Here is a 26,688-nt window from a genome sequence, read left to right on the forward strand (position 1 = left end):
GTATTTCAACCGCAACTATGACAAAAAAGAAACCCGCCACTGCTGTCAAAAAGAAATCCCCCGCCACACCTAAAACCGCTAAAAAAGCCCCCGTCCGAAAACCCACGCTAAGTGCTGCTGAAAAATGCCGCAACTGCATCAGCGCGACGCTTGATGAGAACAAAGCGGAAGATATCATCGCGCTGGACGTGCGCGATAAATGTAGCTTTGCGGATTACATGATTGTTGCCACTGGTCGTGGTGGTCGCCATGTGAGTTCGCTGGCTGATCTGGTGTTAGACGCGCTCAAGAAGAATGGCTTTTCTTACGCGAATGCCGAGGGCCAAGACACGGGTGACTGGGTGTTGATTGATGCAGGCAATGTGATTGTCCATATCTTCCGCCCTGAAATGCGCTCCATGTATAACATCGAGAAGATGTGGTCGGTGAGTGCGTTTTGATTCGGAGTATGACTTCCGCACGAAAGTGTGGGTACATGCTTCTGAAAAAGGAACGTGGTATCTTGTTACGTTACCCAAGAAACAAGCCTCACTCATAAAAACCAATACGCCTAAAACCAATAAACGCGGCTGGGGATCCATTCCTGTTGTTGCTTCGATTGGTAAGACAACATGGGGAACATCCATTTTCCCTAGCAAAAAAGACGAGAGTTATGTGATGTTGCTGAAAGCAGATGTGCGCGAAAAAGAAGGCATCAAAAAAGGCAGCATGGTACATATCACCCTTACCATTACCGTGGACTTATAAATGAAACTCCTGATTGCAGCCGTTGGGAAGATGAAGCGTGGCGCAGAGCAAGAGCTTTACGAACGTTACATCGCGCAAACGAAATGGGGCATTGCAACCAAAGAACTCAAAGATGCGCCAGAGAAGTTGCCACATACCGAGCGCCTGAAGCACGAAGGTGAGTCCATTGGTGCGCTACTTACGGGCGATAGCTGGCTGATTGCCTTCGACAAGGGCGGCGAGAATATCACCAGTGAGGGGCTTGCAAAACTTATCCAAAAAGCGGGTAATGAGCGCGTGAAACAGCTTGTGTTCGCGATTGGCGGACAAGACGGGCTAGACCCCGCGCTATTGAAGAAGGCCAAAAAAACTATCGCATTCGGTGGGGTTACGTGGCCGCACCAGTTGATGCGGGTGATGCTTGCCGAGCAGCTTTTCCGCGCCAGCACGATTATTCAGGGGCACCCGTATCACACGGGTCATTGATTAGTTGCACCGTGGCGCGGTGATGCTAAAACCCTATGCATGAAACGACCTAAACCCGTAGTTCTTTGCATTCTTGATGGCTGGGGCGAAAGCACCGAGCGCGAACATAACGCGATTATGCAGGCTGCAACCCCTGTGTGGGACAGTTTGCGCACGCAGTATCCCTACGGCGTTATCAACGCATCGGAAGAGCATGTAGGATTACCAGAAGGGCAGATGGGTAATTCCGAAGTTGGACACATGAATATTGGTGCAGGCCGCATCGTGATGCAGGACTTGCCGCGCATCGACCAAGCGATTGCCGATGGTAGTCTTGCCAAAGACGTACAGCTTGCGCAGTTCATTGCAGCACTCAAACAATCGGGTGGTAGCTGTCACCTGATGGGCTTGATGTCGGACGGTGGCGTGCATGCGCACCAACATCACATTGCAGCCTTGGCAAATATCGTCGCTGCGGCTGGCGTGCCAGTTATTATCCACGCTTTTATGGACGGGCGCGATACGCCGCCACAAAGCGCAGTCAGTTATGTGAATCGCTTCCTGAATGACATTTCTGGTGCGGCGAATATTCGCTTCGGCACAGCATCAGGTCGCTATTTCGCAATGGATCGCGACAAGCGTTGGGACCGTGTAAGCAAAGCATATAACGCTATCGCGCTGGGTACGGGCAGCGAAGCGGGCAACGTGCTGGAGGCGATTGAAAACAGCTACGCACTCGATATTCATGATGAGTTCATCAACCCCGCCGTGATTGGTGATTACAAAGGCATGAAAGATGGCGATGGGTTGCTGATGGCGAATTTCCGCGCCGATCGCGCCCGCGAAATTTTACATGCATTGATTGATCCCAAATTCAATGGCTTTGCACGATTAGCGCCGATTACATTCGCTGCCACGCTGGGTATGGTGGAATATAGCGACGCACTAAAACCGATGATTCCGGCACTCTTCCCACCGCAAACACTTGCCAATAATTTTGGTGAGCTCATCGCCAATGCGGGCATGAAACAGTTGCGGATTGCAGAGACTGAAAAATACGCACACGTTACCTTCTTTTTCAGTGGTGGTCGCGAAGAGCCGTTTGCGGGCGAAGAGCGCATTCTTGTCCCCTCCCCTAAAGTTTCGACGTATGACGAGCAGCCTGAAATGTCGGCATATGAAGTGACCAATCAATTGGTCGATGCAATCAACTCCGAGAAGTTCGATGTGATTATCGTGAATTATGCAAACACCGATATGGTGGGGCACACGGGCGATATTGAGGCTGCGAAGAAAGCGGTCAATGCGGTGGACACCTGCGTGGGTAAATTGATTGCAGCAGTCGAAGCAAAAGGTGGCGCGATGATTATAACTGCCGATCATGGCAATGCCGAATGTATGCATGATGATGAAGGCGGCCAACCACACACTGCACATACGCTTAATCTGGTGCCATTTGTTGTGGTGGGCACGATGTTCAAACATCAGCACATTGATTTGCCAGAAGGCAGATTGTGCGATGTAGCGCCGAGCCTATTAGCGCTGCTGGGATTAGCACAGCCAGCAGAAATGACAGGGCGCAACTTGATCGGAACGTTCCATGTTCAAGCGGCTTAGCATTCTATTAGTGCTAGCGCCTGCTGTTGCGTTTAGCGCAAGTGACGCAGACAAACTCAAGCAACTGCAACAATCACTCACACAATCCAAAGCTAAAACGGAGCAACTGGAAGGCACCATCCAGCAGAACAGTAAAGCGATTGGCGCGCTGCAAGACAAAGCCAGCACTATCGCGAAAGAAGTGCAATGGGCAGAAGCACGTCTCAGTCAGCGCGAACGTGAACTAGCAAATGTTACGACAGAACTTAAGCAAGCAGAAAGCGATTACGCGACGCGCAAAAGCGATTATAGCCGAACGATTCGCAGTTTGCTGAGAATGCGCGAATTGCCAACCACTGCCTATTTTACCAAACCTGAAAACATGCAGCAGATGATGCGCACAGCAGCAGTGATGGAGGCAACCAGCGCGAGTCTGTCCAAAAAAGCGGCTGAATTATCAAGTGAAATCAAACGATTATCGGCGATTCGCACGCGCGCGGAAGCTGCCAATCGTGCGGTTAAAAACGACCAAAGCCGCCTTAAGCAGGAGCAAGTGAAACTGGCTAGCGAAGTCGGTAAACGTCAGGCGCTTCTCAAGGATTTGCGGGGTGACTATGCACAAGAAAAAGCGCGGGTCGCCGCACTGTCCAAACAAGCTAAAACTGTGCAAGAGCTGATTGCTAAATTAGACACGAAACCACCTGTGACGACAGGGTTTAAGCGCATGAGCGTGGGTGGCGGTCGTGCACCATTAGCTGGCACCGTGCTGCATCGCTTTGGTCAGAAGAAAAACGCTAATGAGACTTGGCGCGGCATGGTATTTCGCGGCAGACCCTCAGGAACGGTCGTCGCGCCGCATGATGGTGAAGTGGTGTTCACTGGGCCATTTCGTGATTATGGGTCGATGGTATTGCTCCGCCACGGAAACGGCTATATCTCGCTACTGGCAGGGCTTGGCAGGGTAGATGTGGGGCTGAATCAGGGCGTTAGGGCGGGTGAACCACTGGGTGCCATGCCCACCACAGGTAACAGTGAACTCTATGTTGAACTCAGAGAAAACAGCAAGACTATTGACCCAGCGCGCTGGTTCGCTAAGCTTCCTTCTAGCCTAGCACGACAATAGGCAGAAAAAGGAACTTATGAAACACCTCTCACTACTCGCCACGACGTTGCTTGCGTTCACCGCCCTTTCCCATGGCGCCATGGCATCGACACCAGAAAAAGAGACCAGCACCTATGAATTGCTGAATTTGTTCGGCGATGTATTTGATCGCGTGCGTAGTGATTATGTCGAAGAAGTGACGGACGAGAAGCTCATCGAATCGGCGCTGAATGGTATGCTCACCTCGCTTGACCCACATTCGAGCTACATGAACGAAAAGCAGTTCGAGGAAATGCAGGTACAAACCAAAGGTGAATTTGGTGGCCTCGGTATCGAAGTGACGATGGATAGCGGCTTGGTAAAAGTCGTATCGCCGATTGATGAAACTCCCGCAGCTAAGGCTGGCCTTAAGCCTAATGATTTCATCAGCCAGATTGATGAAACGCCTGTGATGGGTTTGACCCTCTCAGAGGCGGTTGAGAAAATGCGCGGGCCTGTTGATACGAAAGTAGAGCTGACGGTATTGCGCGAAGGCGAGAAAGAGCCCTTCAAAGTTACACTCACGCGCGCTGTGATCAAAATTCAAGCCGTGCGCTCTCGTGCGGAGGGCGATGTCGCATATATTCGCATCAACAGCTTCACCGAAACTACCTACGACATGATGAAGTCGGAAATGGAGAAGCAGGAAAAAGCGATTGGTAAGAAACTCAAAGGCGTGGTGCTGGATTTGCGTAATAATCCTGGTGGCCTTCTCGACCAAGCAATTGCGGTGTCTGACGCATTTTTGGAACGCGGCGAGATTGTTTCGACCCGCTCACGCAAGCCTGAAGAATCCAAGCGTTATAGTGCGACAGAGGGTGACTTTATCCATGGCTTGCCACTGGTTGTTATCATCAACGAAGGTTCGGCTTCTGCATCGGAAATTGTTGCAGGTGCCTTGCGCGATCACAAACGTGCGATTGTACTGGGTATGAAGTCCTTCGGTAAAGGCTCAGTGCAAACGGTAATTCCGATTAAAGATCACGGCGCCATTCGTTTGACTACTGCACGCTACTATACCCCGTCAGGTACTTCCATTCAGGCAGAAGGCATTGTGCCAGATATTGAAGTGCAGCAGGCAAAAGTGGAAGTAGAGAAGAAAGAGAATCTGCTTTCAGAAGCTAATCTGCCGCGCCACCTCATCAATAAAGAGCAAGAAAAATATGAAAAGCGTAAGGAGAAAGAGACGGGTAAGAAACTTGGCGAGTTAAGCGCTAAAGACGATTACCAGCTTAGCCGTGCGCTTGATTTGATTCGTGCTGTGTCGATTTACGGTTCCCTTAAATCGCAATCCAACACCACCACAGCAGCGACAGAACCTCATACGCTTCGCGTGCAGTAATGAAAGTGCGGCTTGGTAGTATTGGTCCCAATAACTCGTCTAGCCGCTATGTCTGGGTTGGCCTTACGGTACTGCTGACACTAGGCGTGCTCAACACGATCGTGGATTTAGTTGGCGTTCCTGCGGCTCAAACTTCCCTTGCACTACAATCACAACAACGCGTGGTGATTGATCCAAAGACTGGTGCCGTAAGCGGCGCAGACCGCCCAAAAGCGTCTTCACCACAGGCCGCACCCAAGGAAGCTTCTGCTGAGACCTTTGATGTGGGTAAGGCCGAGAAAAAAGCAACGCCGCCAAAAGTTCCTGCCCAAAAGCCGATCACCCCAGAAGGCGATGTGCCCCGCCCAACCGAGCCAGTGCAACCAAGCAATGAAGCCAGTGAAGAAATACTTCCAGATGATGCACCAGCACTAACCACTGCACCAAGTGGTACGAATATCAAAAGCGTCGCGCGCACTAAAGATAGTCTGCTGAGCGCGCCTGCACCTGAAGTTGCAGAGATTACGCCAGAAGGCGCGCTACCCAAGCGTGGTAAGGGCAAAGACGTAACACCCGCGATGCTGTATTCACGAAACTATGTTCGCAAAGACGATGTTGCGACCATTCACTTCGTTGTGCTTGGGCTTGGTTTTAGCAGCGATATACAACTTCTCGCACAGGAACTACCACCCGAGGTAAGCTTTGCATTCTCGCCCTATGGTGAATCACTCTCGCAGGCGATTGAAGCGGCGCGTAATGATGGGCATGAAGCATGGATTGATTTGCCCGTGCAAACGGAAGGATACCCACAAGATGATCCAGGTCCGCTTGGCTTGATAGCAACCCTCACGCCCGACAGTTTCGACAAACGCTTAAACGTGATTTTGCGAACGGTGGTTGGTGCAGTGGGAGTCATTTTCCCGAACGATGAAACATTGAGCGGCACGGCTACCGTGTTTAGCAATACGCTTAAATCCATCGACTCGCGTGGCCTCATCGCGCTTAGCACGCACCCCAAGCGTACTATCAGCGAGCTTGCCAATGAAAAGGAGATTAAGAAGATTCTCGCGAAAAGTGATTTGGTACTGGACGATGTGCCGAATGAGTCAGTGATTAAGAGCAAACTTGCAGGACTTATTGATAGCGCAAAAGAGCGCGGGCAGCTTATTGTTTTGCTGCATGCACGCCCACAGACTTTGATTCTGCTTAAAAACTGGCTCACACGCAATATGCAAGAAGGTGTCGAGCTTGCGCCGCTTAGCGCTGTCATTCTACGCCCTGCGCCCATGCTGCAGCCTGGTGATGTAGAAGCAGCGCCAAAACCTGCGGCGGGCCATGGTGGTGGCGAAGCAAAACCTGCGGCGGGCGGTCACTAATGGCGCGCACGGATTTGCCGTATCGCAAAGGTGTTGGCATCATGCTTTTCAATGCACAAGGTTTGGTGTTTGTCGCCAAGCGCATTGATATGACATCCGAGGCATGGCAGATGCCCCAAGGCGGTATCGATGACGATGAAGCTCCGCGTGATGCAGCATTTCGTGAACTCAAAGAAGAAATTGGCACGAATCGCGCGACCATTCTTGCAGAGTCAAAGGACTGGTTGCGCTATGATTTGCCCGACGAACTCGTTCCCGTCATTTGGAAGGGGCGCTATCGTGGCCAAGAGCAAATGTGGTACGCGATGCGACTGGATGGTGATGATTCGCATATCGACATTGCGGGCGAGCACCCAGAATTTTCGGAATGGAAGTGGGTGCCAGTCGAGACCCTGCCCGACCTCATCGTGCCATTCAAGCGCGCATTATATGAAGACTTAGTTCGTGAGTTTAAGGCGCTGGCTACGCCGATTTAATCATCGTGCTTGCACCGCCTGCGGTGAAGACCTCAATCAACAGGACATGTGGAATACGACCATCGAGGATATGTGCGCTATTCACGCCCGCTTTCAATGCATCGACGCAGGTTTCCACTTTCGGAATCATGCCGCCTGTAATCGTGCCATCGGCTAACAGCGCGTCGATTTCCTTGGCGTTGATTTCACTGATGAGCTGCTTGTCTTTGGTGAGAATACCAGGAACGTCGGTCAGCATCATCAGCTTGTCGGCTTTGAGCGCACTTGCAATAGCGCCTGCTGCAGTATCCGCGTTGATATTATAGGTTTCACCATTTGGTCCCATACCGATTGGCGCAATCACAGGAATCATGCCTGATGCGGTAATGTTCTCGAGCACCTTAGGGTTCACGATGGTGGGCTCACCCACAAAACCTAGATCAAGAAGCTTCTCGATATTGGAGTCGGGATCTTTTTTGGTGCGGCGCAGTTGCTGCGCTTTGATTAACTCGCCGTCCTTGCCTGACAAACCAATAGCCGTGCCACCCGCTTGGTTAATCGCTGTTACGATCTGCTTGTTGATCGTGCCAGAGAGAACCATCTCGACAATCTCTACCGTGGCTTGGTCGGTTACGCGCAAACCATCAATGAACGAGCTTTGGATTTTCAAGCGCTCTAGCATCGCGCCAATTTGTGGGCCGCCGCCATGCACGACCACTGGATTAATACCGATTGTCTTGAGCATCACGATATCGCGTGCAAACGTCTCGGCGGTGCGCTCATCGCCCATCGCGTGACCACCATACTTGATCACGAACGTCTTGCCGCCAAAGCGCTGGATATATGGCAACGCTTCGCTCACCGTTTTAGCGGTACGCAGCAAAAGTTCTTTGGTCTTGAGCGACTTAATTTCCATGGGACATCCTTATCCTTGAATCGCGTCTATAACGCACTGTCTGAGCGCGTCAATGCCAAGTTTTGATTCGGCGCTGGTCGCGACGATGCCAGGATGGGCTGCTGGGTGCTTTTTCAAATGCTTAAGGGCTAATTCTTTGTACGTTTCAAGGTCGGCAGCAGAGGTTTTATCACACTTGGTCAGCACGACCTGATAGCTGACGGCTGCGTCATCGAGCAATTTGAACATTTCAATATCAGGCGGCTTAATGCCGTGGCGTGAGTCAATCAGCACGAAGGCGCGGCGCAATTCGCGGCGGCCACGCAGATACGAGAATAAAACGCCCTGCCAGCGCTCAATATCTTTCTTGGGGGCTTTTGCGTAACCATAACCTGGTACATCGACCAGCATCAGCGTTTCGTCGAGATTGAAAAAATTGAGCTGGCGCGTATGACCTGGCGTAGAGGACGTGCGGCATAGGCTGTTGCGACCCACCAATGCATTCACCAAGGATGACTTACCAACATTAGAGCGCCCTACAAAGGCGACTTCGGGCAAGGTGAACGTCGGCAACTGTTCAAGCTCCGCGACACCCGCCACAAATTCTACATGCTTGGCGAAGAGCGGAAACTCGTTCATGCGTTCTTAGGCCGCAGCCCCTTCTTCTCCAAACGACGCTGGATAAACCATTGCTGTGCAATCGACAGCGTGTTGTTCCATGCCCAATACAGCACCAAACCCGCAGGGAATGTCGCGAATAGGAAGAGGAAAATATAGGGCATATAGCCAATGACCATGGCTTGCACTTCGTCGGTTGGCTTAGGGTTGAGCTTCTGTTGCAGCACCATCGTCGCGCACATGATGATGGGTAATGCACCTAGATGCAGGAAGCTTGGCGCATCCCACGGCACAAGACCAAACAAGGTGAAGAGGTTGGTTGGGTCCATCGCAGAGAGGTCGTGAATCCAGCCATAAAACGGCGCATGACGCATTTCGATGGTGACGAACAAGACTTTGTACAATGCAAAAAACACGGGGATCTGAATCAGAATCGGCAAACAACCCGAGAGTGGATTCACCTTTTCGCGCTTATACATTTCCATGATTTCTTGATTCATTTTCATCTTATCATCAGCAAATTTTTCACGAATCTCCATCATTTTTGGGGTCAGTAACTTCATCTGGCTCATGCTGGTGTAGGACTTATTCGCCAATGGGAACATGATGAGCTTGATGGTGACAGTAAGTAGTAAAATCGCGATACCAAAATTGCCGACATGCGATTGGAAGAAGGTCAACAGCTCGAACATCGGACGAGTCAGGAAGTAGAGCATGCCGAAGTCAACGGCGCGATCAAACAGGGGAATGTTGTATTCCGATGCGTATTGGTCGAGCAATTCTACTTTCTTAGCGCCTGCGAATAAACGCATGGTCACGCTGTGGCTTTTGCCTGCATCAACGGTGAAGGACTCGCCGCGCGCATCAATCTGGTAGGCGTCTTTATCGTCACGCGTGATGTGGCGGAAGCTTGCGTCGAACACCTCACCTTTATCTGGCACAATAGCGCTGAGCCAATATTTGTCCGTGATGCCGAGCCAACCTTTCGTATCTTCCAACTTGGTTGGGCCATCGTCGCGCAAGGACTCGTAGCTGATTTCTTTGAGCTCGTTACCAAGTACGCCGAGCGGCCCTTCATGCAAAATATACATGTGCTTGGACGTATCTGCGAAGGTACGGTTCACAAGGCCGTAAGGGAAAAACGTCAATGCCTCGCCCGTATCATTATGCACCGTGAGCGTGACGGTGAACATATAATGCTCGTCCATATGAATGGTTTTTTCATATTTCAAACCGCCGCTTTGCCATTCAAGTGTCACGGGATGTTCAGGGCTGAGCGAACGGCCCCCAGATTGCCATAAGCTATTACCATCTGGTGCGGCAATATGTGCTTCGGCAGGCAATACGCCAAACTCAGCAAAATATGGGGCTTTGCTGCTGCGCTCATTGAGTAGGCGCACTTCAGGCGAACCTTTTTCGAGCGTCTCGTGATAATTGGCGAGCGTCAAATCATCGAAGCGCGCGCCTTTGAGATTGATCGTGCCATGCAATGCATTGGAGCGGATTGGAAGACGTGGTGCATCGTCGGTTTCGGTAGTTTCTACAGCTTCCACTTTCGTATCAACAACGGGCGCTTTTACCGTCTCAACCAACGCATTCTTTTCTGCTGCAATACGCTGCGCTTCGAGTCGTGGGCGCTCATAGAAATACTGCCATGCGCCCATAATCGCAGTGCAAAGCACTAGTGCGATAATGAGGTTTTTAATATCGGGGCCTTGGCCAGGTTGATTGGGCTGGAACATATTATTTTTCGTGCTTTTCTGGTACGTTATCAATACCGCTACCGCCCCATGGGTGGCAACGTGCGATGCGTTTTAGGGCAAGCCACCCACCAGCGCAAGCACCATGTACTTTGATGGCCTCCGCCGCGTATTGCGAACATGTCGGCAGATAGCGGCAAGCGGGTGGTGTAAAGGGCGAGATAGCCAACTGATACACGCGTATCATGGCCTTGAAGAACAGGGTCAAGAGCTTAGCCATGCAGCTTCCGCAGGCTTTTGCTCAGCTCATCGAGAATGGTCTGATATTCGGCCTTATCGCTGCCCGCTTTACCAATAATAACATAATCGTACCCTGCGCGTGCGTGCGTGGACCATAATGTAGCAACGGCTGCACGCAGGCGACGCTTGATGCGGTTGCGCATAACGGCATTGCCGCAGGCGCTGCTGACGGTAAACCCTACGCGGCATGTATCGGCTTTCGCGTCGGGTGAGGCAATCATACGGATAATAGCTATTGAATTTGCGGCCTTCTGGCCTGCATTCGCACGCAGAAAATCTGGGCGCTTGGTGATGCGCGTAATTGTCAGAGATGTTGTGAAGCCTGCCATCACAGGCAGCAAACTTACGCCGAGAGGGACTTGCGGCCCTTAGCGCGACGAGCAGCCAGCACGCGGCGGCCACCTACGGTTGACATGCGCGAACGGAAGCCGTGACGACGTTTGCGAATCAGCTTGCTTGGTTGGTAGGTACGTTTCATTGCCATAAATCGCTCGCTTGTTTGCCTTCATAAGTTTTTTTAAAGTGGGCGCACTGTCTAAATCGCTTGAAGGCCCCTGTCAAGCACTATTGCAGAGCCACAATCATCAGCAAAACCCCGTATTTCAGCAACTTAGGGCGGTTTTGAGTTGTCTTGGCCCCTATTCTTGCTACAGTTATGGGCATGTTTTCCTACCTTCGCTATTTTTCGGTGATTAGTTTGGTGGTCGTCGTTGCGGGCGCGATTGCGCTCAGCATGATGTTCACTGGAATGATGCGCGACGAGTTCGTTAATGCCGAGAAGATCGAGCATCTGTCGGATATTGATAGCTTTACACATTCAGTGTGGCGCAAGCATCCACTCAATGCAAATGGCGGGCGTGACCCAGAAATCGCCGCCGCGTTTATTGCGGAATCAGGGAAATTCTTCGCTAGGCAGGGCTTTGCGAAAGTCACCATTTTCTCGCCTGATGTCCGCCAACTGTATTATGGCTCGACGAAGGCTTACGTTACCAGTGATGGCAGCAAACGCATCACCTTGTTCAATGTCCCGCAGATTCAACGCGGGCAAATCGCCAGCCGCGTATTAGATACTGCCTATCTCACTGGCAGTACGGATGCTGATAAACCGAAACTGATGATTCAGTCGATTATTCCAATTATGAAGCCTGAATTCACGGAGAGCGACCGCCCGCTATGTGCCAAGAATGCGCTTCCTAGATGTATTCCGGAAGCATTAGTGGAAATGTATAGCGATATTACGCCCCTCAAGGAAAGCATGGCCCACATGCAATGGCTCATTAGCGGCGCGGTGATTATCGCCTTTCTGGTGATTCTTGGTATTTTAATGTTCACTGCAAGTCGTGCTGAAGCCATCATCGCGCGCCAGCATGAAGTGAATCTGGAATTGACCGCCGCAGCCAGCGCTGCTGAGGCACAAAGCCGCGATAAATCGCAGTTTCTGGCGAATATCAGCCATGAATTGCGCACGCCACTCAATGCGATCATTGGCTTCTCTGATATTATTAGAAATGAAGCGCGGCATTTGCTGGATACGGCGCATCAAGGCTTCATCGACGATATTCATAGCTCGGGCAAGCACCTGCTGAGCCTCATCAACGATATTTTGGACTACTCCAAAGCTGAAGCGGGCAAGCTGGAAGTCAATTGGGAAGAGCATGATTTGGGTAAAATCATTCGTAACAGCTTACGCATGGTGATGCCGCGTGCCGAGACAGCGCAGGTTATGTTGGTGGAAGACTTGCCGAGCCAGCACTTTGTCATGGTGACGGATAGTAAGAAACTCAAACAAGTTCTGCTTAACCTATTGTCGAACGCAGTGAAATTTACCCCTGCAGGTGGCGAGGTGCGCTGCGCCCTATGGGAAGATGTGGGCAAGCAGCAAATGGTGATTCAGGTTAAAGATACGGGGATCGGTATTGCTCCCAAGGATATTTCTAAGGTCATGATGCCGTTTGGTCAGGTTGACAATAAACTCAGCCGCAAATATGAGGGCACTGGCCTAGGATTGCCGCTTAGCCGTAAGTTCGTGGAACTGATGGGCGGTGAATTCACCATTGAAAGCGAATTGAACGTAGGCACATCGGTCACGGTGCGTTTACCAAAAGCGCCAAAAAACTGGAAACCACCAGAAGAAGAAAGTGCAAGCAATGTCGAAACAAGTGACGAACCAGAAACGACGTAGTGTCACCGATATTCGTGCGGCGAAAAGCGGCACGCCCCTCGTTGTACTCACCGCTTATACTGCGCCAATGGCCGCGCTGCTGGATGACGCCTGCGATATCCTCATGGTTGGCGATTCGCTTGGTATGGTGGTGTATGGTTATGATTCCACGCTCAAAGTTTCACTCGAGCAGATGATTGCGCATGGCGACGCTGTGGTGCGCCACTCGAAGAATGCACTGGTGGTGATTGATTTGCCGTTTGGTTCTTACCAAGCTTCCGCAGAGCAAGCATTCCACTCCGCAGCACGCGTATTGAAAGAAACGGGTGCGACGGCAGTGAAACTTGAAGGTGGCAAAGAAATGGCACCAACCATTGCCTATCTCGTGGAACGCGGTATCCCCGTGATGGCGCATGTAGGGTTGATGCCGCAGCATCTGCACCAATTGGGCGGCTTCAAAGCGCAAGGCAAAGAGAAAGCACAACAAAAGCTCATTATGGAAGATGCGCTTGCCGTTGAGAAAGCTGGCGCTTTCAGTGTAGTGCTTGAAGGCATTATGGAGCCACTGGCAAAAACTATTACGCAGAAACTTTCTATTCCAACGATTGGTATTGGCGCATCGCCTACGTGTGATGGTCAGGTGCTGGTAGTGGATGATATGCTCGGCATGTTCGAATTCACGCCGCGCTTTGTTAAGCCGTTTGCTGAGCTGCGCCATGAAATTTCTCGTGCGGCATCAGAATATGCTAAAGCAGTACGGGCACGCAAATTCCCTACATTGGCACAGTGCTACGGTACTAAGAAATAATTACATGGGTGCTTTAGCTGCGCCGACATCTGGCGGCGGCGCCTGTGGCGCTGCTTTCGGCTCGATGCCGCGCGCACGCAATGCTTCTTCGCGTTTGGTGGCGTCGAACTCGGCTTTTATTTTATCGAGCGCCTTAATACGCTCATCCACGAAGTGGCGCATGAAATTCAATTCCCCTTGAGGCAATTGCTGCTCGCTATCCATGATGTTTTGAATGATGGCACCCGCCGCATCGAATTCACCGCGCTTCTCATGCACAAAGGCTGGCATTTGCTGCGCCCAGATTGGAATCTCCGTATGGCCTGCCAGCTTATTGGCGATCTCTAAAGCGCGACCTGAGTCCTTGAGTTTGTGGTCAGCGAGGTAGACGGCTTGTACCATCCACCACCATTTATCTTTCACACGTCCGTCGGCAAATTGTTCGAGATAATCGACAATATATTTTACATCGGGCGCATATTGGGTCTGGCTGAAATAGTAAGTTGCCATCGCAGGAATGTAGTTGGATTGATTGTCCAATTTATCGAGCGCAACAAACCAGTGATAGAGTCGCTCAAAGTCATACTTATAAAGTGCGGTGAAGCGACCAAACGTGTCACCTGCATTTTGTATGTTGAGGGCGAGTAAGCGAAATAGTGCCTCTTCGTCACCAAATGACAGGGCTTTAAGGGTAGTCTCGCCTGGCACATCCGGCACAATCCCCATCTCTGGGAGGCGTGTGTGGGTGTTGTACCAGAAGGCGCCCTGCAAACTCAGGAATAGTAATAGCGCGGCGATGGGCAAACGCAGTGACATCAGAATTGCTTGCGCTTGAAGTCAATCGTGGTGGCGGCAATCAGTAGCGGAATAAAAATCGCTGCTTGATACAAACAGAGCAATGCGTCGTCATAGGATTTGGGGCCATACATCAGCCATTGGCTTTTAGCGAAAAAGTCGAGGCGAGGAATGACGGTAGAAATAGCAGTGATGGTCCATTTTGCGCTGGCTTGCAAAATATCACTATGAAAAATCACCCCCGATTTTAAGGTGGCGAGGAAAAACCCTATCATGCGCGCGATGGTGTACATCGCCAGCGATGCTAATACTGCGCTCACCCCGCTTCGCAGCGTGAAGGAAGCAAAGAGTGCGATTGCGACCACCAACCATGATTCTAGCAGCACGCTAATCGACCACACCATGAAGCCTGTTTTATTGATAATGCCCAAGTAGGCGAGAATCACGACGGGCGGAATGATCAGGATTGTTGCGACCACCGAAAAACCTAACCAATAGGAAAATACGAGTGTGGTGCGCGAAATGGGACGCGAGAGCAGCACGTCAATCTCTTTGCTGTCAAAGGCATTACGGACGTGAAAGCCGATGAAGACAATCATACCAACCATAATGATTACGCGTGCCGTGGCCGCCGTGAAGCTTAGTGTCATGGCTTCTGGCTCAAGCATCGCGGTAGAACCAAGCACACTGCAAATATAGGAAGCTGCCGCCACGCCAAGCAACAGGCCAAGAAACAACCTATCGCGCGTAGCGGTAAGCAAAATATAGCGGATGTTGCTAAACATATTACTGAAGCTTCAGCGGACGCGGATCTGTGTTGAACTTTTCGTAGATCGCTTTGTCGGCTGCTTGATGTGATCCCGCGCTATTGAGGATGGTTGCTTTGATGAATACAATCAGCTCGCGCTTACGTGTAGTTTCATTGCGTGATTTGAACGCATTACCAATCCATGGAATCTCGCTTGCACCTGGAACACCATCTTGCTGGCCAGTGTTGGTGTCTTCCATCAAACCACCAATGACCATGACGCCACCTGATTTCACTTTCATGATCGAATCCAGTTCGCGCACTTCCACGATTGGAATGTCGTTCGAAATGGTTGCACCTGCAAGCTGTGCGGCTAGCACTGTGCCTGGGTCTTGGACCGTATTTACCACGCGCGACAAGGTTGGGCGCACGTTGAGAGTGACTTCATTGGTCTTGAGATTGACGGATGGTAGAATCGTCATGATGATGCCGATCGGGATCGAGCGTCGTGTGGTGTTGAAGCTAGGCTGTGTCGTGGTCACGGTACCGCCACCACTGGTCGACGAGCCACCCGTTACCTGCACCTCGAAGAAGATGCGGTTTTGTGCAACGGTCAGCACAGCAGGTTGGTTATTGATGGCATGCAGACGTGGGCTAGACATGGTGCGTGTCGTGCCGAAGCGCTGGATCAAGCGTACCAAGTCATTGATATCGCCACCACCGGTTCCTTCATCCAGCGTGAAGCTCATCACGTTGTTAGTGGTGATATCGCTGATCGATTGGAAGTTTAGACCAAAGCGGCCACGCCCAACCACTGAATCCCAGTTGATACCGCTACGGAATTCATCGAGCAGTGTTACTTCAACAATTTTTGCTTCAATCAACACCTGCGCGGAGGCGTTACGTTCCATCAGCGTTAAGAAGCGCTGCACTGCGTCGTGCTGGCGCTCGGTACCATTGACCGAGATAATGCCCGCTTGGCGGTTGATGACGTAGCCGCCCTCCTCCGCAGCGCCTGAGGTGGCAGTAGTTGCACTAATTGAAGCTTCTTGTGTGCTCGTGCGCGTGGTGTTGGTTGCGGTGCTGCTCAGAATTTCTTGAATGCTTGCTTCCAATGACGACCACAGGTCACTTTCGGCCGTAGAATTAATGCTAGCGCTGGTACCGCTTGAAATTGCGGAACTGCCACCGCTACTGCTACTACTACTGCTGCTGCTACTGCTACCGCCGCTCGACTCACCGCCCTCTTCAGAGCCCGCAGACAATACATCTGTCGAGATGCTGACACTGCTTTCGCTTGAGCGGACCAAGTTCAAGAAATCGACCGAGTAGTTTTTGATGTAGGATGTGTCGGGCTCGATACGAAGAACGCCGTTGGTCATTTTATAGCGCAGACCGCCAAGGCTTGAGATGCGCTCCACCACTTCGTTGAAGGGTTTGTTCTTAGCGCGGAAGTTGATACCGCCCTCAATCCCGTTACCTACTTCGATGTCCACATCCGCCAGACGCGACAGCTCAAACAATACATCACGCAATGGCACGTCCTCGGTGACAGAGATTGATACGAGTTTGGACTGGCCAATTTTTGGTGGTCGTGGCGCGGCAAGAATTTGCGCAACATCAGGAATTGGGGGGGCGCCAGTTTGAACATCGCCGGTAGCGCCTTCAGGCAGCAAGGTGCCAATATCGTTTAATTTGCGGTAATCATCTCGTTCGAGGTTTTGGGGGCGATCATATGGATCATCCCCCCTAAAACCCGCGATCTCATCGCCCGGCAAGCAAGCAGTAAGTACCAAAGCTGAAACTATCAAACTTCCAATTGAAGAAAGACGCATGAGGCAACCTTGAACCCACTCTTGAATGACTAGTGCTTATTATTTTTGTTGTGTGCGTGAGCACATCATCTGTGAAAACATGTTTCGTTTGTTCATGCAACTCACAACAACAAATATACACAGCTTAAGGATGCAGGAACTGCATTTTTATTCCATAGAGTTGCCAGAATGTCGCGTAGGCCTCTGGCATGAAGATGAAAACAAGCAACGAAAGAATGATGGCAGGGCCGAATGGAAAGACCTCGCCTTTGCCAAGGGCGCGCCAGATACATGCACTCGCCACACCTAAAACACCTGCAAATACGAGTAATGGCGCAAAGTGAATTGCATGCGGCAACCAAATACTCACGACGCCAAATAATTTTATATCGCCCCAACCCAATCCATCGCGCTTGGTGATCAGCAAGAAAAGATATTTCACGCAGATGCTACCTACGAGCGCAATCGACATGGTGGTGATAATGGTGAGTGCATTCATGTCTTGCGTATAGGCAAACACTATGCCGAACAGTGCGAGTGCAATTTGGTATTCGTCGAGAATCAAATAATGTTCAAGGTCGGTAAGAATGATGGCAACCGATACGAACCACAAACCGATATAGGCAATCGTCACATAGGATAGTTCACCGTAGCGATAGAGAATGGCTGCTGCGCCAATTGCGCATAATAATTCGGTGATGATATAGCGCGAACTAATCGCCGCGCGACAATGCCGACACTTCCCGAAGTTCACGACCCATGAAAGAACGGGCAGCAAATCACGCGCCGCTAGTTGCGCGCCGCATTTCGGACAGCGCGAGCGTGTCGCACCAACCTTTTCATCGCGGGGAAGGCGGTAACTTATAAGTGTGATAAATGACCCGATACACGCACCCAGTAGTGCCGCAAGCGGCAGCACCCAGTGCGTGATTCCTTGTAAATCAATAGGTTGCATTCTTATCACCCCAAGCGCCTTGTGCGCAAAACTGCCATTAAAATCATGCTTTTAGGTTGCGCTGTCCACCGCTTCGTGCCAAAACCCTGCTCTACTACTATATATAGTGTCTGAGTGTAGCCGAAATGAACAAACGGGTTGCCATCGCGAATGACCATGCGGGACTTGCACTGAAGCAGGCACTCGTGAGCGAGATTGAGTCGCTCGGATTTACGGTAGAGAATTTAGGTACCGATAGCGACGCAAGTGTAGACTACCCCGACTACGGTCAAAAGGTTGCAAAACATATCGCTGACGGCCACGCCGCCTTTGGGATTGCGATTTGCGGTTCGGGTGTTGGTATCAGCATCGCCTGTAATAAAGTTGCGGGCGTACGTGCTGCACTTTGCCAAACGGGACTTACTGCCGAGCTGTCGCGCAAACATAATAATGCCAATGTGCTTGCACTCGGTGCGCGTCTCATTGGCGTTGAGGAAGCAAAAGAATGTGTCCGCCGCTTTCTCACCACAACGTTCGAGGGTGGACGACATGAATCACGTGTTAAAAAATTAGGTTAGGAGTTTAGGAATGTCTGCACTGGCTAAAAAGAAGGAAGAAGTTATGAACGGATTTTTCACCACCCCGCTCGCATCGGCGGATAAAGAACTTTTCGCAGCGATGGAAAAAGAACTCGCGCGCCAGCAGAATCAAATCGAATTGATTGCATCAGAAAATATCGTGAGCCGCGCGGTGATTGACGCGCAAGGTTCGGTGCTCACCAACAAATATGCCGAAGGTTACCCAGGCAAGCGCTATTATGGTGGTTGCGAGCATGTGGATGTGGTCGAGCAACTGGCGATTGACCGCGCGAAACAACTTTATGGTTGTAGCTACGCCAACGTACAACCCAACTCGGGCTCGCAAGCCAACCAAGGCGTGTTCAACGCACTGCTGAAACCAGGCGATACGATCATGGGTCAATCCCTTGCGGCAGGCGGTCACCTCACCCATGGTGCGCCAGTGAACCAATCGGGTAAATGGTTCAATGCTATTACTTACGGCGTGCGCGAAGATAATCACCTGCTCGATTACGATGCGATTGAAAAACTCGCGAAAGAACATAAACCCAAACTCATCATCGCAGGCTTCTCTGCCTATCCACGCGTGGTGGATTGGGCGCGCTTCCGCCAGATTGCAGATTCTGTTGGTGCATACTTCATGGTCGACATGGCGCATATTGCAGGCCTCGTTGCGGCAGGTTCTTACCCATCGCCACTGCCACATGCACATGTCGTGACCACAACAACGCATAAAACATTGCGTGGCCCACGCGGCGGTATGATTCTTTCAAACGTGCCTGAATTGGTGGTTGGTAAAACTGCACAAGGTAAAGATCAAACGCTCGAGATGGCACTGAACAGCTCCATCTTCCCTGGTATTCAAGGCGGCCCACTCATGCATGTGATTGCAGGTAAAGCCGTTGCTTTCGGTGAAGCGCTGCAACCAAGTTTCAAACAATATGGCCAAGCGATTGTTGATAATGCACGCGCACTGGCAGCCGTGCTCAAAGCACGCGGCCTCAACATCGTTTCAGGGGGCACGGATAATCACTTGGTGTTGGTTGACCTTCGCCCAAAAAACCTGACAGGCAAAGCAGCCGAAGCGGCGTTAGAACGCGCTGGCCTCACCTGCAATAAAAATGCGATTCCGTTCGACCCTGCCTCACCGTTTGTGACCTCAGGCGTGCGCCTTGGCACACCTGCGGGCACCACACGTGGCTTTGGCATCAAAGAGTTCGAGCAAATCGGCACCTTGATTGCCGACGTGCTGGATGGCCTGAGTAAAAACCCTGAAAAACCCGAAGAGAACGCGGCACAAGAAGCCAAGACCAAAATTGAGGTCAAGGCACTTACCGCGCGCTTCCCGATTTATTCATAAGCGAGTGAGGAACCATGCGCTGCCCATTCTGTAGTCACGCTGATACGCAAGTGAAGGATTCGCGCCCAAGCGAAGATGGTTCATCCATCCGCCGCCGTCGTTTCTGCCCAAAATGCGAATCACGCTTCACGACATTTGAACGCGTGCAGTTGCGTGAACTCACGGTGGTGAAAAGCAATGGTGAACGGCGCGTATTTGACCGTGAGAAGATCGCACGCTCTATGTCGATCGCGCTACGCAAACGCCCTGCGGATGCTGAGGCGATGGAGATGGCGATCAATCGTATCGTGCAGAAGCTCGAAAGCGAAGGTGAAGGCGAAATCCCAACCGCGCGCATCGGCCAGTTAGTGATGGAAGAACTCAAGGCGATCGACGAAGTGGCGTATATTCGCTATGCGTCGGTATATCGTGATTTCCGTGAAGCGAAAGACTTTGAGAATTTCGTAGAGAACGAAGCGCTCTAGCAATGAACCGTGACGAACATTTCATGCACCATGCGCTGCGCGTGGGAGCGCGGCATTTGGGGCGCACTATGCCGAACCCCAGCGTGGGCTGTGTCATCGTGAAAGATGGTCACGTGCTTGCGGCCTCCGTAACAGGAGTGGGCGGCAGACCCCATGCAGAAACTCTTGCGCTCGATGCGATTGGTACAGCCGCAAAAGGCGCAACAGCTTATGTCACGCTTGAGCCATGTGCTCATCACGGCAAAACTCCTCCCTGTGCGGAAGCACTCATCAAGGCAGGCATAACGCGTGTATTCATTGCCGCAACCGATGCTGACCCACGCGTTTCTGGCCAAGGCGTTGCGATGCTCAAAGCAGCAGGGATCCATGTAACACTTTTGGAAATGGCCCACCCGCATCAAGGTTTTTTTCGTAGACTCCAGCATGGCCTACCGCTCGTGACGATGAAGATTGCCACCAGTAGTGATGGGGCAATGCATGACGGCACAGGAGGGCGCACGAAAATCACGGGTGACGTGGCGCAGCGTCATGGGCATTTATTGCGCGGCCGTTCGGAAGCGATTTTAACAGGTGTCGGAACTGTGCTTGCCGATGACCCCGAGCTTACCTGTCGCATCAAAGGCTACGAACACCCTTCCCTTGTTCGTGTCATTGCAGACAGGCAGTTGCGCACCCCCCTCACTTCTAAACTTGTGCGCAGCGCTGAGGCACAACCTACATGTATTATTACCCTCGCCGATACGCTGGAGCGCGCTGGTTCGCACGCGATTGAGCTGCGCGAGAAGGGCGTGAATATCATTGCACTCGAAGAGTTATCTCCGCGCAGCATATCGGCGGCGCTTGCCAAAATGGGCATCTCCCGCCTGATGGTTGAGGCAGGGCCACGCTTAAGCAACGCCTTTATAGCGGCCAATCTGGTGGATAGGCTCTATTGGTATAAGGCACCACAGATTATAGGCCGCACAGAAACAGACCTTCTGGCTGGGATTGCAAAAACCCCTCGCCATGCGCGCTCAGAGGCGCTAAACCTCGGCGCGGACACATTGGAAATACTGGAATTCGAGCCATGTTTACTGGACTAGTACAAGATCAAGGTATCATCACCCGCATCGCGCACGACGGCGATACGGCTATCACGATTGCGCCCAAAGCGAAGCGCTTCGTATATGGTTTAGGTGATTCGATTTCGTGTAACGGCATTTGTCTTACTGTGAGTGAACATACAGCGAATGATTTCACCGTTGTACTTTCTGCCGAGACGATGCGTGTGACCACCGCAGAAAGCTGGCGCAAGGGCGATGTTATTAATCTCGAACCATCGTTGGCGCTTGGTGATAAGCTTGGCGGGCACTTGGTAAGCGGCCATGTCGATGCCGTGACGGATGCGATCCATAGCGAAGCTTGGGGCGATTCACGCGAATGGACATTCCATATCCCCGCCCCGCTTGCGAAATTTATTGCGCCAAAAGGCTCCATTACCATTGATGGCGTGTCACTCACCGTCAACCGCGTGACGGATGATATGTTCTCGGTCATGATTATTCCGCACACATGGAGCGTGACACGTTTTGCGAACTTGCAGCCTGGCGATAAGGTGAATCTGGAAATCGATATGCTGGCGCGTTACGTGGCTAGACAGTTGGAGATGCGCGCATGAGTGCGTTATCAAGCATCGAGGAAATTATTGCGGAAGCAAAAGCGGGGCGCATGTTCATTCTGGTCGATGATGAAGACCGCGAGAATGAAGGCGATTTGGTCATTCCTGCCGAAGTCTGTGACGCACAGGCCGTGAATTTTATGGCGAAATATGGACGTGGTCTGATTTGTCTCACGCTTGAAAAATCGCAGGTACAGAAGTTGGGCTTGCCACCGATGGCGCGCCACAACACCTCGCGTCACCAAACGGCATTCACCGTTTCGATTGAGGCGCGCGAAGGTGTTACAACTGGTATTTCTGCTGCTGATAGAGCGCGAACCATCGAGGTAGCGATTGATCCCAAATCAGCGCCACATGATATTTCATCACCTGGTCACATCTTCCCGCTCGAGGCACGTGAAGGTGGCGTACTGGTGCGTGCGGGTCATACCGAAGCGGCGGTGGATATTGCACGCTTGGCAGGCATGAAACCTGCGGGCGTTATTTGTGAAATCATGAATGACGATGGCAGTATGGCACGCTTGCCTGATCTGATTCCTTTCGCAAAAGAACACGGCCTCAAAATCGCCAGCATTGCGGATTTGATTGCCTATCGCCGTCGCTCCGAAAAGTTGGTGAAGCGTTTGGTGGAGAGTAGTTTTACCAGCCGCTTTGGTGGAGAATTCCGTTGCATCGTTTATGGCACGACACTTGGATATGCCGAGCATATTGCGCTTATCAAAGGCGATATTGCGCCTGACAGCCCTACCCTTGTGCGGATGCACTCGTTGGATGTGTGGCAGGATGTATTGGGTGATACCAGCCTTGGAACTACAGGCTTGTTACAAGCAGCGATGCAAAAAATCAGCGAAAATGGTAATGGCGTGGTGGTGTTGATTCGAGAAGCACGTAAGACTGCCGCCTCGGATAATTTACGCCTTAAAATGGGCCAAGAGCCTAAGAATCCTGCGCTTCGTGACTATGGTATCGGTGCCCAAATTCTGCTGGATTTAGGGGTACGAAAGCTCACCTTGCTCACCAATGCACCGAAAAACATTGTCGGGCTTGAGGGTTATGGGTTAGAAGTCACCGGCCACCAAAACGTGAGTTAACATGAAACCGATTCTGATTGTCGTATCGCCTTATTATCAAGACATTGCCGAGCAGCTAGTGCGCGGTGCATCCCAAGTTGTTTCCGACGCGGGGTTGAAAGTTGAAATCATCACCGTTCCGGGTGCGTTTGAAATTCCTGCTGCCATTGGTTACGCACTGCGCAGCAATCGCTATGCTGGTTATATCGCGCTTGGCTGCGTGATTCGCGGCGAGACAACGCATTACGATTATGTGTGTCAAGAAACCGCACGCGGCCTGCAAGATCTGGCCGTGCAGTTTGGCGCAGCAATCGGCTTTGGTGTTTTGACGACAGAGAATTTGGAACAAGCCTTGGTGCGCGCTGATATCGCGCAAGGTGACAAAGGCGGTGAAGCGGCAAAAGCCTGCTTGCGTATGCTAGAATTACAGCAGGTATTCCTTGGCGAACAGGTCGAGGAAGAGGACGCCGATGAATAAATCTTTGATGAAAAAACGCGCGGCGCGGCTTGCTGCAGTGCAGGCGCTCTATGCAGGATCGATTGGCCTTGAGAAAAAGAGCGCGAAGGAGCTTGTCTTAACCATTCAAGCGCAATGGAAAGACAGCAAGGTGAATGACGACCAGAACTGGCCAGCCGATGTCACTCCGGACGCAACCTTGCTAGAAAAGATTCTGGTACAAACAGTGGATTCACGTGGCTTTATCGACCAAGCGATCGATAAGCTGATTCTGCCAGGTTGGACCAAAGAGCGGATGAGCCCGCTCATGCTGTGCATTTTCGTAGCCTGCGGCGCTGAGCGTTTGGATGACCAGAAGAAGCCGCGCGCCTTGTTGATTGGTGAATATACTGATGTGGCTTCAGGCTTCCTGAGTGAAGATGAGCTGGGCTATATGCATAAAGCGCTTAACCTTTTGCTTGATGAGTTGGATGCGTGAGCATGAACGCATCGCAGCTTACTTTGCGCCACTGAGTGGTGGTGAAGCAGGTGCATTTGGGCTGAGAGATGATGCTGCTGTTCTAACACCGCCCGCGCATCAGCAACTGGTGATTACCACCGATAGTGTGATTGAAGGCATCCATTTGCCGCACGGCGCTACGGCGGAGCAGTTCGCACATAAATTGATTCGCCGCAATCTCTCTGACCTTGCAGCGATGGGCGCAACACCATGGCGTTACCTGCTGAATGTTAGCACGCCGAGCATTGATATGGCGTGGTTACACAGCTTCACGGAAACACTTGCGACATTGCAAAACGAATTCGGCATGGTGCTCATTGGTGGTGATTCAACGGGCGGCAAAACCATTCATCTTACCGCAACCATGCTTGGGCTTGTTACTACGCCCCTTACTCGCTCTGGTGCTAAAGTTGGTGATGGAATTTTTGTGACGGGACGAATTGGCGATGCAGCGATGGCCCTTAAAACACTGACTAGTGCTTCACCTGAATTGCTGGCACGTTACTATCGCCCAACTCCGCGATTGGATGTGGGGCAAAAGCTACATGGCGTGGCTACAGCATGTATTGATATTTCCGATGGGCTGGTTGCTGATCTGGGTCATGTATGTGCCGCAAGTAATGTGGGCGCGGTCATTGATGTTGCGCAGATTCCATTTTCACCCGATGGCGATATCACCACCATGCTCACAGGCGGGGATGATTATGAATTGCTATTCACCGCCTCAGGCGCAGTTCCAGCATGCGATGTAGCCATCACGCGTATTGGCACGATTGTCGCGCAGCATGGCGTAGTGATCCATGGATATGACGGACCCAAAACGGGTTATTCGCACTAAATACGACCAGGACTACCCGCTGGATTCACCGATCGGCCAGGCGCGTTGAATCGGCCAAAGTTGCCCAGCAACTGCTCTATGACGCCCATTTTGCGGCCTTCCGCAGGCGTTTCTTTAGATACTAGCTCGACGGGTTTGCCGTCTTCTTTCTTGTATCGCTCGATATCTTTCACCGTATCATCTGCATCGAAAATCACTGCAACAACGCGCTGATTGGTGATCTCTGGCGCGAAGAAGGCCTTGGTCTCTTTGCGTGTGGAAATGTAATACCAGATCTTCTCGCCGTAGCTGGAGGTTACGGTCGGGCTACCAAGCACAGCTTGCACATCTTCGGAACGGCTTTGCCCAACTATCACTTGCGCGAAATCTTCTTTAGCAGGGCTATGGCCGCGCTGTTCGACAATCGGCGAGCAACTTGCAGTTACAAACAGTATCGTTATAAGGAGTGTATGTTTCAAAGACTGGCGCAATTTTTCTCTCCCGACCCGCTAACAATGCAGGCTCAGGATGTTTATATAGCATGCGTTTCGCAGGCACGAAATCCTTTTTTCTACACAGACCTCCATGTGCCAGACACGATTGATGGGCGTTTCGATATGGTCGTGCTGCATCTCTTCATTGCCTTGCGCGCACTGAAAGGTGAGACCGCATTTGGCGAGGCCATCACCGACGCATTCTTTGCAGATATGGATCGCAACTTGCGAGAAATGGGCGTGGGCGACCCCAGTGTTGGCAAACGCATTCGTAAAATGGTCGATGCGCTTTATGGCCGAATCGCCGCTTACGAAGCTGCTTGGGAAAGCGATGAAGCTCTGCGTGATGCGCTCATGCGCAATATTTACGCAGGCACAGCAGAGGCTGATTGTTTAGCGCAGCTTGCGGCCTATGCACGGCGCAGTGATGCGCAACTTCAGGAAGCAGCCGCGTCTTTGCGGGCGGGTAACGTTACGTGGCCAGCGCCGTCTGGGCGATAGAACTGCTCTTTCATTTTTACTAATGAATAAAGAGCGTTGAGATAGGGTGTTGGCATTTCAATCCATAAGCCGATTTCACGTACCGCACCGATGATCGCATCAATCTCCGTCGGTCTGCCTGCTTCGATATCCTGCTGCATACTGGTTTTGTGATAGCCAATTTTACTCGCCATCTCGACACGCGCTTTAGGGGTCTGCGGAATAGCGATATCAAGCGCTTCACTTATAATACGCGTTTCATTCATGACGGAGAGCACTAAATCAAGATCGTGATAGTCGCGCGCGAGTTGCGCCATCGTGCCGTGGGTAAGCGCGCCAATCGGGTTGAATGCGCTATTGCCCCAGACTTTATGCCAGATATCCTCGCGAATCGTTTCGGTGACTTTGACTTCTAAACCTGCCTTCTGGAACACCGCACCTAGCTGTTGCACGCGTGGCGTAATCGTGCGCGTTAACTCGCCAATGGTGAATTGATATTTTGGCATATACTCAACGACGCCTGGCTCCACCAACGTGCCTGCCAGATAGTTCACGCTACCGATGATGCGCTTTGCATCAATATATTTGGTGAGTGTTCCATCAGGGTCAACACTCTTGAGTGTTCTGCCATCATAGGGTCCGCCATGACATTGGAAATACCACCATGGCACACCATTCACCGATGGCATGATGATCGTGTCGTCATGTAGTAGTGGCGCGATATTGGGAGCAATCGTTGGCAGTTGGTGCGCTTTAGTGGTGAGCATCACGACATCCGTGCTACCAGCATCACGCGGATGCTCAAAAACTTTCACCTTACCATTCCAGCGCTCATTGCCAGTAATCAACGTGAGGCCCTTGCGCTGTAACGCGTCATGCTGTTTACCACGCGCGATGAAGGTCACATCATACCCTGCGCGCGCGCACAAACCACCAATCAGGCAGCCCATAGCGCCTGCACCGTAAATCGCAATTTTCAT

At 51.5% G+C, this 26,688-nt stretch carries 32 protein-coding genes; 20 read left to right on the plus strand and 12 right to left on the minus strand.

All coding sequences use genetic code 11. The annotated features are described in order from the left end of the window. The first annotated feature begins 17 nt into the window (after positions 1-17). From rsfS to J0M34_06285, 8 genes are read left to right on the plus strand one after another with little or no spacing between them, the layout of a single operon-like run. Complete coding sequence (gene rsfS, locus J0M34_06250) at positions 18-440, plus strand: ribosome silencing factor (protein ID MBN8543849.1); 423 nt, start codon at positions 18-20, stop codon at positions 438-440. Next, a complete protein-coding gene (locus J0M34_06255) occupies positions 430-747 on the plus strand; it encodes a DUF1905 domain-containing protein (protein ID MBN8543850.1) in 318 nt (105 codons plus the stop codon). The genes rsfS and J0M34_06255 overlap by 11 nt, the downstream gene beginning before the upstream one ends. After that, positions 748-1,212 (plus strand): 23S rRNA (pseudouridine(1915)-N(3))-methyltransferase RlmH, encoded by a 465-nt coding sequence (locus tag J0M34_06260; protein ID MBN8543851.1) that lies wholly within the window; start codon positions 748-750, stop codon positions 1,210-1,212. Between the two features lie 39 nt (positions 1,213-1,251). After that, positions 1,252-2,808 (plus strand): 2,3-bisphosphoglycerate-independent phosphoglycerate mutase, encoded by a 1,557-nt coding sequence (locus J0M34_06265; GenBank protein MBN8543852.1) that lies wholly within the window; start codon positions 1,252-1,254, stop codon positions 2,806-2,808. Further along, the gene (locus J0M34_06270; protein ID MBN8543853.1) at positions 2,792-3,910 is read left to right on the plus strand and encodes a peptidoglycan DD-metalloendopeptidase family protein; all 1,119 of its coding nucleotides are present in this window, start codon (positions 2,792-2,794) and stop codon (positions 3,908-3,910) included. Before J0M34_06265 ends, J0M34_06270 begins: the two co-directional genes overlap by 17 nt. Before the next feature lie 16 nt (positions 3,911-3,926). Next, a complete protein-coding gene (locus J0M34_06275) occupies positions 3,927-5,270 on the plus strand; it encodes a S41 family peptidase (GenBank protein ID MBN8543854.1) in 1,344 nt (447 codons plus the stop codon). Then, positions 5,270-6,625, plus strand: coding sequence for a divergent polysaccharide deacetylase family protein (locus tag J0M34_06280; protein ID MBN8543855.1), 1,356 nt, complete (start codon positions 5,270-5,272; stop codon positions 6,623-6,625). Before J0M34_06275 ends, J0M34_06280 begins: the two co-directional genes overlap by 1 nt. Continuing rightward, a complete protein-coding gene (locus tag J0M34_06285) occupies positions 6,625-7,101 on the plus strand; it encodes an RNA pyrophosphohydrolase (protein MBN8543856.1) in 477 nt (158 codons plus the stop codon). Before J0M34_06280 ends, J0M34_06285 begins: the two co-directional genes overlap by 1 nt. Here J0M34_06285 and argB read toward each other — a convergent pair. The 6 genes from argB to rpmH are packed head-to-tail and all read right to left on the minus strand — an operon-like array spanning position 7,088 to position 11,071. Continuing rightward, positions 7,088-7,996, minus strand: a complete 909-nt coding sequence (argB, locus tag J0M34_06290; GenBank protein MBN8543857.1) for an acetylglutamate kinase — start codon at positions 7,994-7,996, stop codon at positions 7,088-7,090. The two genes, J0M34_06285 and argB, sit on opposite strands and share 14 nt — an antisense overlap. 9 nt (positions 7,997-8,005) lie before the next feature. Next, positions 8,006-8,614, minus strand: a complete 609-nt coding sequence (locus J0M34_06295) for a YihA family ribosome biogenesis GTP-binding protein (protein ID MBN8543858.1) — start codon at positions 8,612-8,614, stop codon at positions 8,006-8,008. After that, a complete protein-coding gene (gene yidC / locus J0M34_06300; GenBank protein ID MBN8543859.1) occupies positions 8,611-10,335 on the minus strand; it encodes a membrane protein insertase YidC in 1,725 nt (574 codons plus the stop codon). The genes J0M34_06295 and yidC overlap by 4 nt, the downstream gene beginning before the upstream one ends. Before the next feature lies 1 nt (position 10,336). Beyond that, positions 10,337-10,573 (minus strand): membrane protein insertion efficiency factor YidD, encoded by a 237-nt coding sequence (yidD, locus tag J0M34_06305; protein MBN8543860.1) that lies wholly within the window; start codon positions 10,571-10,573, stop codon positions 10,337-10,339. Then, entirely contained in the window at positions 10,566-10,922 is a 357-nt protein-coding gene (gene rnpA / locus J0M34_06310; GenBank protein ID MBN8543861.1) for a ribonuclease P protein component, read from the minus strand. The genes yidD and rnpA overlap by 8 nt, the downstream gene beginning before the upstream one ends. A 14-nt stretch (positions 10,923-10,936) precedes the next feature. Next, positions 10,937-11,071 carry a 50S ribosomal protein L34 gene (gene rpmH, locus J0M34_06315; GenBank protein ID MBN8543862.1) on the minus strand — a complete coding sequence of 45 codons (135 nt, stop codon included), beginning with the start codon at positions 11,069-11,071 and terminating at the stop codon, positions 10,937-10,939. Positions 11,072-11,254: 183 nt separating this feature from the next. On the opposite strand from rpmH, the gene J0M34_06320 reads away from it, so the two are divergent. Next, positions 11,255-12,775 carry a HAMP domain-containing histidine kinase gene (locus tag J0M34_06320; protein MBN8543863.1) on the plus strand — a complete coding sequence of 507 codons (1,521 nt, stop codon included), beginning with the start codon at positions 11,255-11,257 and terminating at the stop codon, positions 12,773-12,775. After that, complete coding sequence (gene panB / locus J0M34_06325) at positions 12,741-13,562, plus strand: 3-methyl-2-oxobutanoate hydroxymethyltransferase (protein ID MBN8543864.1); 822 nt, start codon at positions 12,741-12,743, stop codon at positions 13,560-13,562. Before J0M34_06320 ends, panB begins: the two co-directional genes overlap by 35 nt. Here the strand turns inward: panB and J0M34_06330 are convergent, their stop codons facing one another. The 4 genes from J0M34_06330 to J0M34_06345 all read right to left on the minus strand — a co-directional run bounded on the left by J0M34_06330 (position 13,563) and on the right by J0M34_06345 (position 17,853). Continuing rightward, a complete protein-coding gene (locus J0M34_06330) occupies positions 13,563-14,357 on the minus strand; it encodes a hypothetical protein (protein MBN8543865.1) in 795 nt (264 codons plus the stop codon). Then, entirely contained in the window at positions 14,357-15,121 is a 765-nt protein-coding gene (locus tag J0M34_06335; protein MBN8543866.1) for a hypothetical protein, read from the minus strand. The genes J0M34_06330 and J0M34_06335 overlap by 1 nt, the downstream gene beginning before the upstream one ends. Position 15,122: 1 nt before the next feature. Next, positions 15,123-16,919, minus strand: coding sequence for a secretin N-terminal domain-containing protein (locus tag J0M34_06340; GenBank protein ID MBN8543867.1), 1,797 nt, complete (start codon positions 16,917-16,919; stop codon positions 15,123-15,125). A 124-nt stretch (positions 16,920-17,043) separates the two neighbouring features. After that, positions 17,044-17,853 carry a prepilin peptidase gene (locus tag J0M34_06345; protein MBN8543868.1) on the minus strand — a complete coding sequence of 270 codons (810 nt, stop codon included), beginning with the start codon at positions 17,851-17,853 and terminating at the stop codon, positions 17,044-17,046. 125 nt (positions 17,854-17,978) lie between these two features. Between J0M34_06345 and rpiB the strand changes: the two genes are divergently transcribed. From rpiB to thiL, 9 genes are read left to right on the plus strand one after another with little or no spacing between them, the layout of a single operon-like run. Then, positions 17,979-18,410, plus strand: coding sequence for a ribose 5-phosphate isomerase B (gene rpiB, locus J0M34_06350; GenBank protein ID MBN8543869.1), 432 nt, complete (start codon positions 17,979-17,981; stop codon positions 18,408-18,410). Between the two features lie 10 nt (positions 18,411-18,420). Beyond that, positions 18,421-19,770, plus strand: coding sequence for a serine hydroxymethyltransferase (locus J0M34_06355; GenBank protein MBN8543870.1), 1,350 nt, complete (start codon positions 18,421-18,423; stop codon positions 19,768-19,770). A gap of 14 nt (positions 19,771-19,784) precedes the next feature. Then, the gene (gene nrdR, locus J0M34_06360; protein ID MBN8543871.1) at positions 19,785-20,234 is read left to right on the plus strand and encodes a transcriptional repressor NrdR; all 450 of its coding nucleotides are present in this window, start codon (positions 19,785-19,787) and stop codon (positions 20,232-20,234) included. A 2-nt stretch (positions 20,235-20,236) separates the two neighbouring features. Then, complete coding sequence (ribD, locus tag J0M34_06365) at positions 20,237-21,316, plus strand: bifunctional diaminohydroxyphosphoribosylaminopyrimidine deaminase/5-amino-6-(5-phosphoribosylamino)uracil reductase RibD (protein MBN8543872.1); 1,080 nt, start codon at positions 20,237-20,239, stop codon at positions 21,314-21,316. Beyond that, on the plus strand, positions 21,301-21,891 hold the full coding sequence (locus J0M34_06370) for a riboflavin synthase (GenBank protein MBN8543873.1): 591 nt from the start codon (positions 21,301-21,303) through the stop codon (positions 21,889-21,891). The genes ribD and J0M34_06370 overlap by 16 nt, the downstream gene beginning before the upstream one ends. After that, positions 21,888-22,982 carry a 3,4-dihydroxy-2-butanone-4-phosphate synthase gene (ribB, locus tag J0M34_06375; GenBank protein ID MBN8543874.1) on the plus strand — a complete coding sequence of 365 codons (1,095 nt, stop codon included), beginning with the start codon at positions 21,888-21,890 and terminating at the stop codon, positions 22,980-22,982. Before J0M34_06370 ends, ribB begins: the two co-directional genes overlap by 4 nt. Before the next feature lies 1 nt (position 22,983). Next, positions 22,984-23,439: a 6,7-dimethyl-8-ribityllumazine synthase gene (locus tag J0M34_06380; protein MBN8543875.1), complete on the plus strand. Its 456-nt coding sequence runs from the start codon at positions 22,984-22,986 to the stop codon at positions 23,437-23,439. Beyond that, positions 23,432-23,896, plus strand: coding sequence for a hypothetical protein (locus J0M34_06385; protein ID MBN8543876.1), 465 nt, complete (start codon positions 23,432-23,434; stop codon positions 23,894-23,896). The genes J0M34_06380 and J0M34_06385 overlap by 8 nt, the downstream gene beginning before the upstream one ends. Then, positions 23,889-24,755: a thiamine-phosphate kinase gene (gene thiL / locus J0M34_06390; GenBank protein MBN8543877.1), complete on the plus strand. Its 867-nt coding sequence runs from the start codon at positions 23,889-23,891 to the stop codon at positions 24,753-24,755. The genes J0M34_06385 and thiL overlap by 8 nt, the downstream gene beginning before the upstream one ends. Here the strand turns inward: thiL and J0M34_06395 are convergent. Further along, positions 24,752-25,213, minus strand: coding sequence for an outer membrane protein assembly factor BamE (locus J0M34_06395; GenBank protein ID MBN8543878.1), 462 nt, complete (start codon positions 25,211-25,213; stop codon positions 24,752-24,754). The two genes, thiL and J0M34_06395, sit on opposite strands and share 4 nt — an antisense overlap. Between J0M34_06395 and J0M34_06400 the strand changes: the two genes are divergently transcribed. Beyond that, a complete protein-coding gene (locus tag J0M34_06400) occupies positions 25,205-25,729 on the plus strand; it encodes a hypothetical protein (protein ID MBN8543879.1) in 525 nt (174 codons plus the stop codon). The genes J0M34_06395 and J0M34_06400 overlap by 9 nt on opposite strands. On the opposite strand, the gene J0M34_06405 is transcribed toward J0M34_06400, so the two are convergent. Continuing rightward, positions 25,666-26,688 (minus strand): 2-dehydropantoate 2-reductase, encoded by a 1,023-nt coding sequence (locus J0M34_06405; GenBank protein ID MBN8543880.1) that lies wholly within the window; start codon positions 26,686-26,688, stop codon positions 25,666-25,668. The two genes, J0M34_06400 and J0M34_06405, sit on opposite strands and share 64 nt — an antisense overlap.

The sequence above is a fragment of the Alphaproteobacteria bacterium genome, from assembly GCA_017302575.1.
Taxonomy (GTDB): domain Bacteria; phylum Pseudomonadota; class Alphaproteobacteria; order Rickettsiales; family UBA3002; genus JAFLDD01.

Bases quoted from the DNA above. Each gene is read 5' to 3' on its own strand.
- rsfS (MBN8543849.1), top strand. From the start codon at position 18: ATGACAAAAAAGAAACCCGCCACTGCTGTCAAAAAGAAATCCCCCGCC.
- J0M34_06260 (MBN8543851.1), top strand. From the start codon at position 748: ATGAAACTCCTGATTGCAGCCGTTGGGAAGATGAAGCGTGGCGCAGAG.
- J0M34_06265 (MBN8543852.1), top strand. From the start codon at position 1,252: ATGAAACGACCTAAACCCGTAGTTCTTTGCATTCTTGATGGCTGGGGC.
- J0M34_06270 (MBN8543853.1), top strand. From the start codon at position 2,792: ATGTTCAAGCGGCTTAGCATTCTATTAGTGCTAGCGCCTGCTGTTGCG.
- J0M34_06275 (MBN8543854.1), top strand. From the start codon at position 3,927: ATGAAACACCTCTCACTACTCGCCACGACGTTGCTTGCGTTCACCGCC.
- J0M34_06280 (MBN8543855.1), top strand. From the start codon at position 5,270: ATGAAAGTGCGGCTTGGTAGTATTGGTCCCAATAACTCGTCTAGCCGC.
- J0M34_06285 (MBN8543856.1), top strand. From the start codon at position 6,625: ATGGCGCGCACGGATTTGCCGTATCGCAAAGGTGTTGGCATCATGCTT.
- argB (MBN8543857.1), bottom strand. From the start codon at position 7,996: ATGGAAATTAAGTCGCTCAAGACCAAAGAACTTTTGCTGCGTACCGCT.
- J0M34_06295 (MBN8543858.1), bottom strand. From the start codon at position 8,614: ATGAACGAGTTTCCGCTCTTCGCCAAGCATGTAGAATTTGTGGCGGGT.
- yidC (MBN8543859.1), bottom strand. From the start codon at position 10,335: ATGTTCCAGCCCAATCAACCTGGCCAAGGCCCCGATATTAAAAACCTC.
- yidD (MBN8543860.1), bottom strand. From the start codon at position 10,573: ATGGCTAAGCTCTTGACCCTGTTCTTCAAGGCCATGATACGCGTGTAT.
- rnpA (MBN8543861.1), bottom strand. From the start codon at position 10,922: ATGGCAGGCTTCACAACATCTCTGACAATTACGCGCATCACCAAGCGC.
- rpmH (MBN8543862.1), bottom strand. From the start codon at position 11,071: ATGAAACGTACCTACCAACCAAGCAAGCTGATTCGCAAACGTCGTCAC.
- J0M34_06320 (MBN8543863.1), top strand. From the start codon at position 11,255: ATGTTTTCCTACCTTCGCTATTTTTCGGTGATTAGTTTGGTGGTCGTC.
- panB (MBN8543864.1), top strand. From the start codon at position 12,741: ATGTCGAAACAAGTGACGAACCAGAAACGACGTAGTGTCACCGATATT.
- J0M34_06330 (MBN8543865.1), bottom strand. From the start codon at position 14,357: ATGTCACTGCGTTTGCCCATCGCCGCGCTATTACTATTCCTGAGTTTG.
- J0M34_06335 (MBN8543866.1), bottom strand. From the start codon at position 15,121: ATGTTTAGCAACATCCGCTATATTTTGCTTACCGCTACGCGCGATAGG.
- J0M34_06340 (MBN8543867.1), bottom strand. From the start codon at position 16,919: ATGCGTCTTTCTTCAATTGGAAGTTTGATAGTTTCAGCTTTGGTACTT.
- J0M34_06345 (MBN8543868.1), bottom strand. From the start codon at position 17,853: ATGCAACCTATTGATTTACAAGGAATCACGCACTGGGTGCTGCCGCTT.
- rpiB (MBN8543869.1), top strand. From the start codon at position 17,979: ATGAACAAACGGGTTGCCATCGCGAATGACCATGCGGGACTTGCACTG.
- J0M34_06355 (MBN8543870.1), top strand. From the start codon at position 18,421: ATGTCTGCACTGGCTAAAAAGAAGGAAGAAGTTATGAACGGATTTTTC.
- nrdR (MBN8543871.1), top strand. From the start codon at position 19,785: ATGCGCTGCCCATTCTGTAGTCACGCTGATACGCAAGTGAAGGATTCG.
- ribD (MBN8543872.1), top strand. From the start codon at position 20,237: ATGAACCGTGACGAACATTTCATGCACCATGCGCTGCGCGTGGGAGCG.
- J0M34_06370 (MBN8543873.1), top strand. From the start codon at position 21,301: ATGTTTACTGGACTAGTACAAGATCAAGGTATCATCACCCGCATCGCG.
- ribB (MBN8543874.1), top strand. From the start codon at position 21,888: ATGAGTGCGTTATCAAGCATCGAGGAAATTATTGCGGAAGCAAAAGCG.
- J0M34_06380 (MBN8543875.1), top strand. From the start codon at position 22,984: ATGAAACCGATTCTGATTGTCGTATCGCCTTATTATCAAGACATTGCC.
- J0M34_06385 (MBN8543876.1), top strand. From the start codon at position 23,432: ATGAATAAATCTTTGATGAAAAAACGCGCGGCGCGGCTTGCTGCAGTG.
- thiL (MBN8543877.1), top strand. From the start codon at position 23,889: ATGCGTGAGCATGAACGCATCGCAGCTTACTTTGCGCCACTGAGTGGT.
- J0M34_06400 (MBN8543879.1), top strand. From the start codon at position 25,205: ATGTTTCAAAGACTGGCGCAATTTTTCTCTCCCGACCCGCTAACAATG.
- J0M34_06405 (MBN8543880.1), bottom strand. From the start codon at position 26,688: ATGAAAATTGCGATTTACGGTGCAGGCGCTATGGGCTGCCTGATTGGT.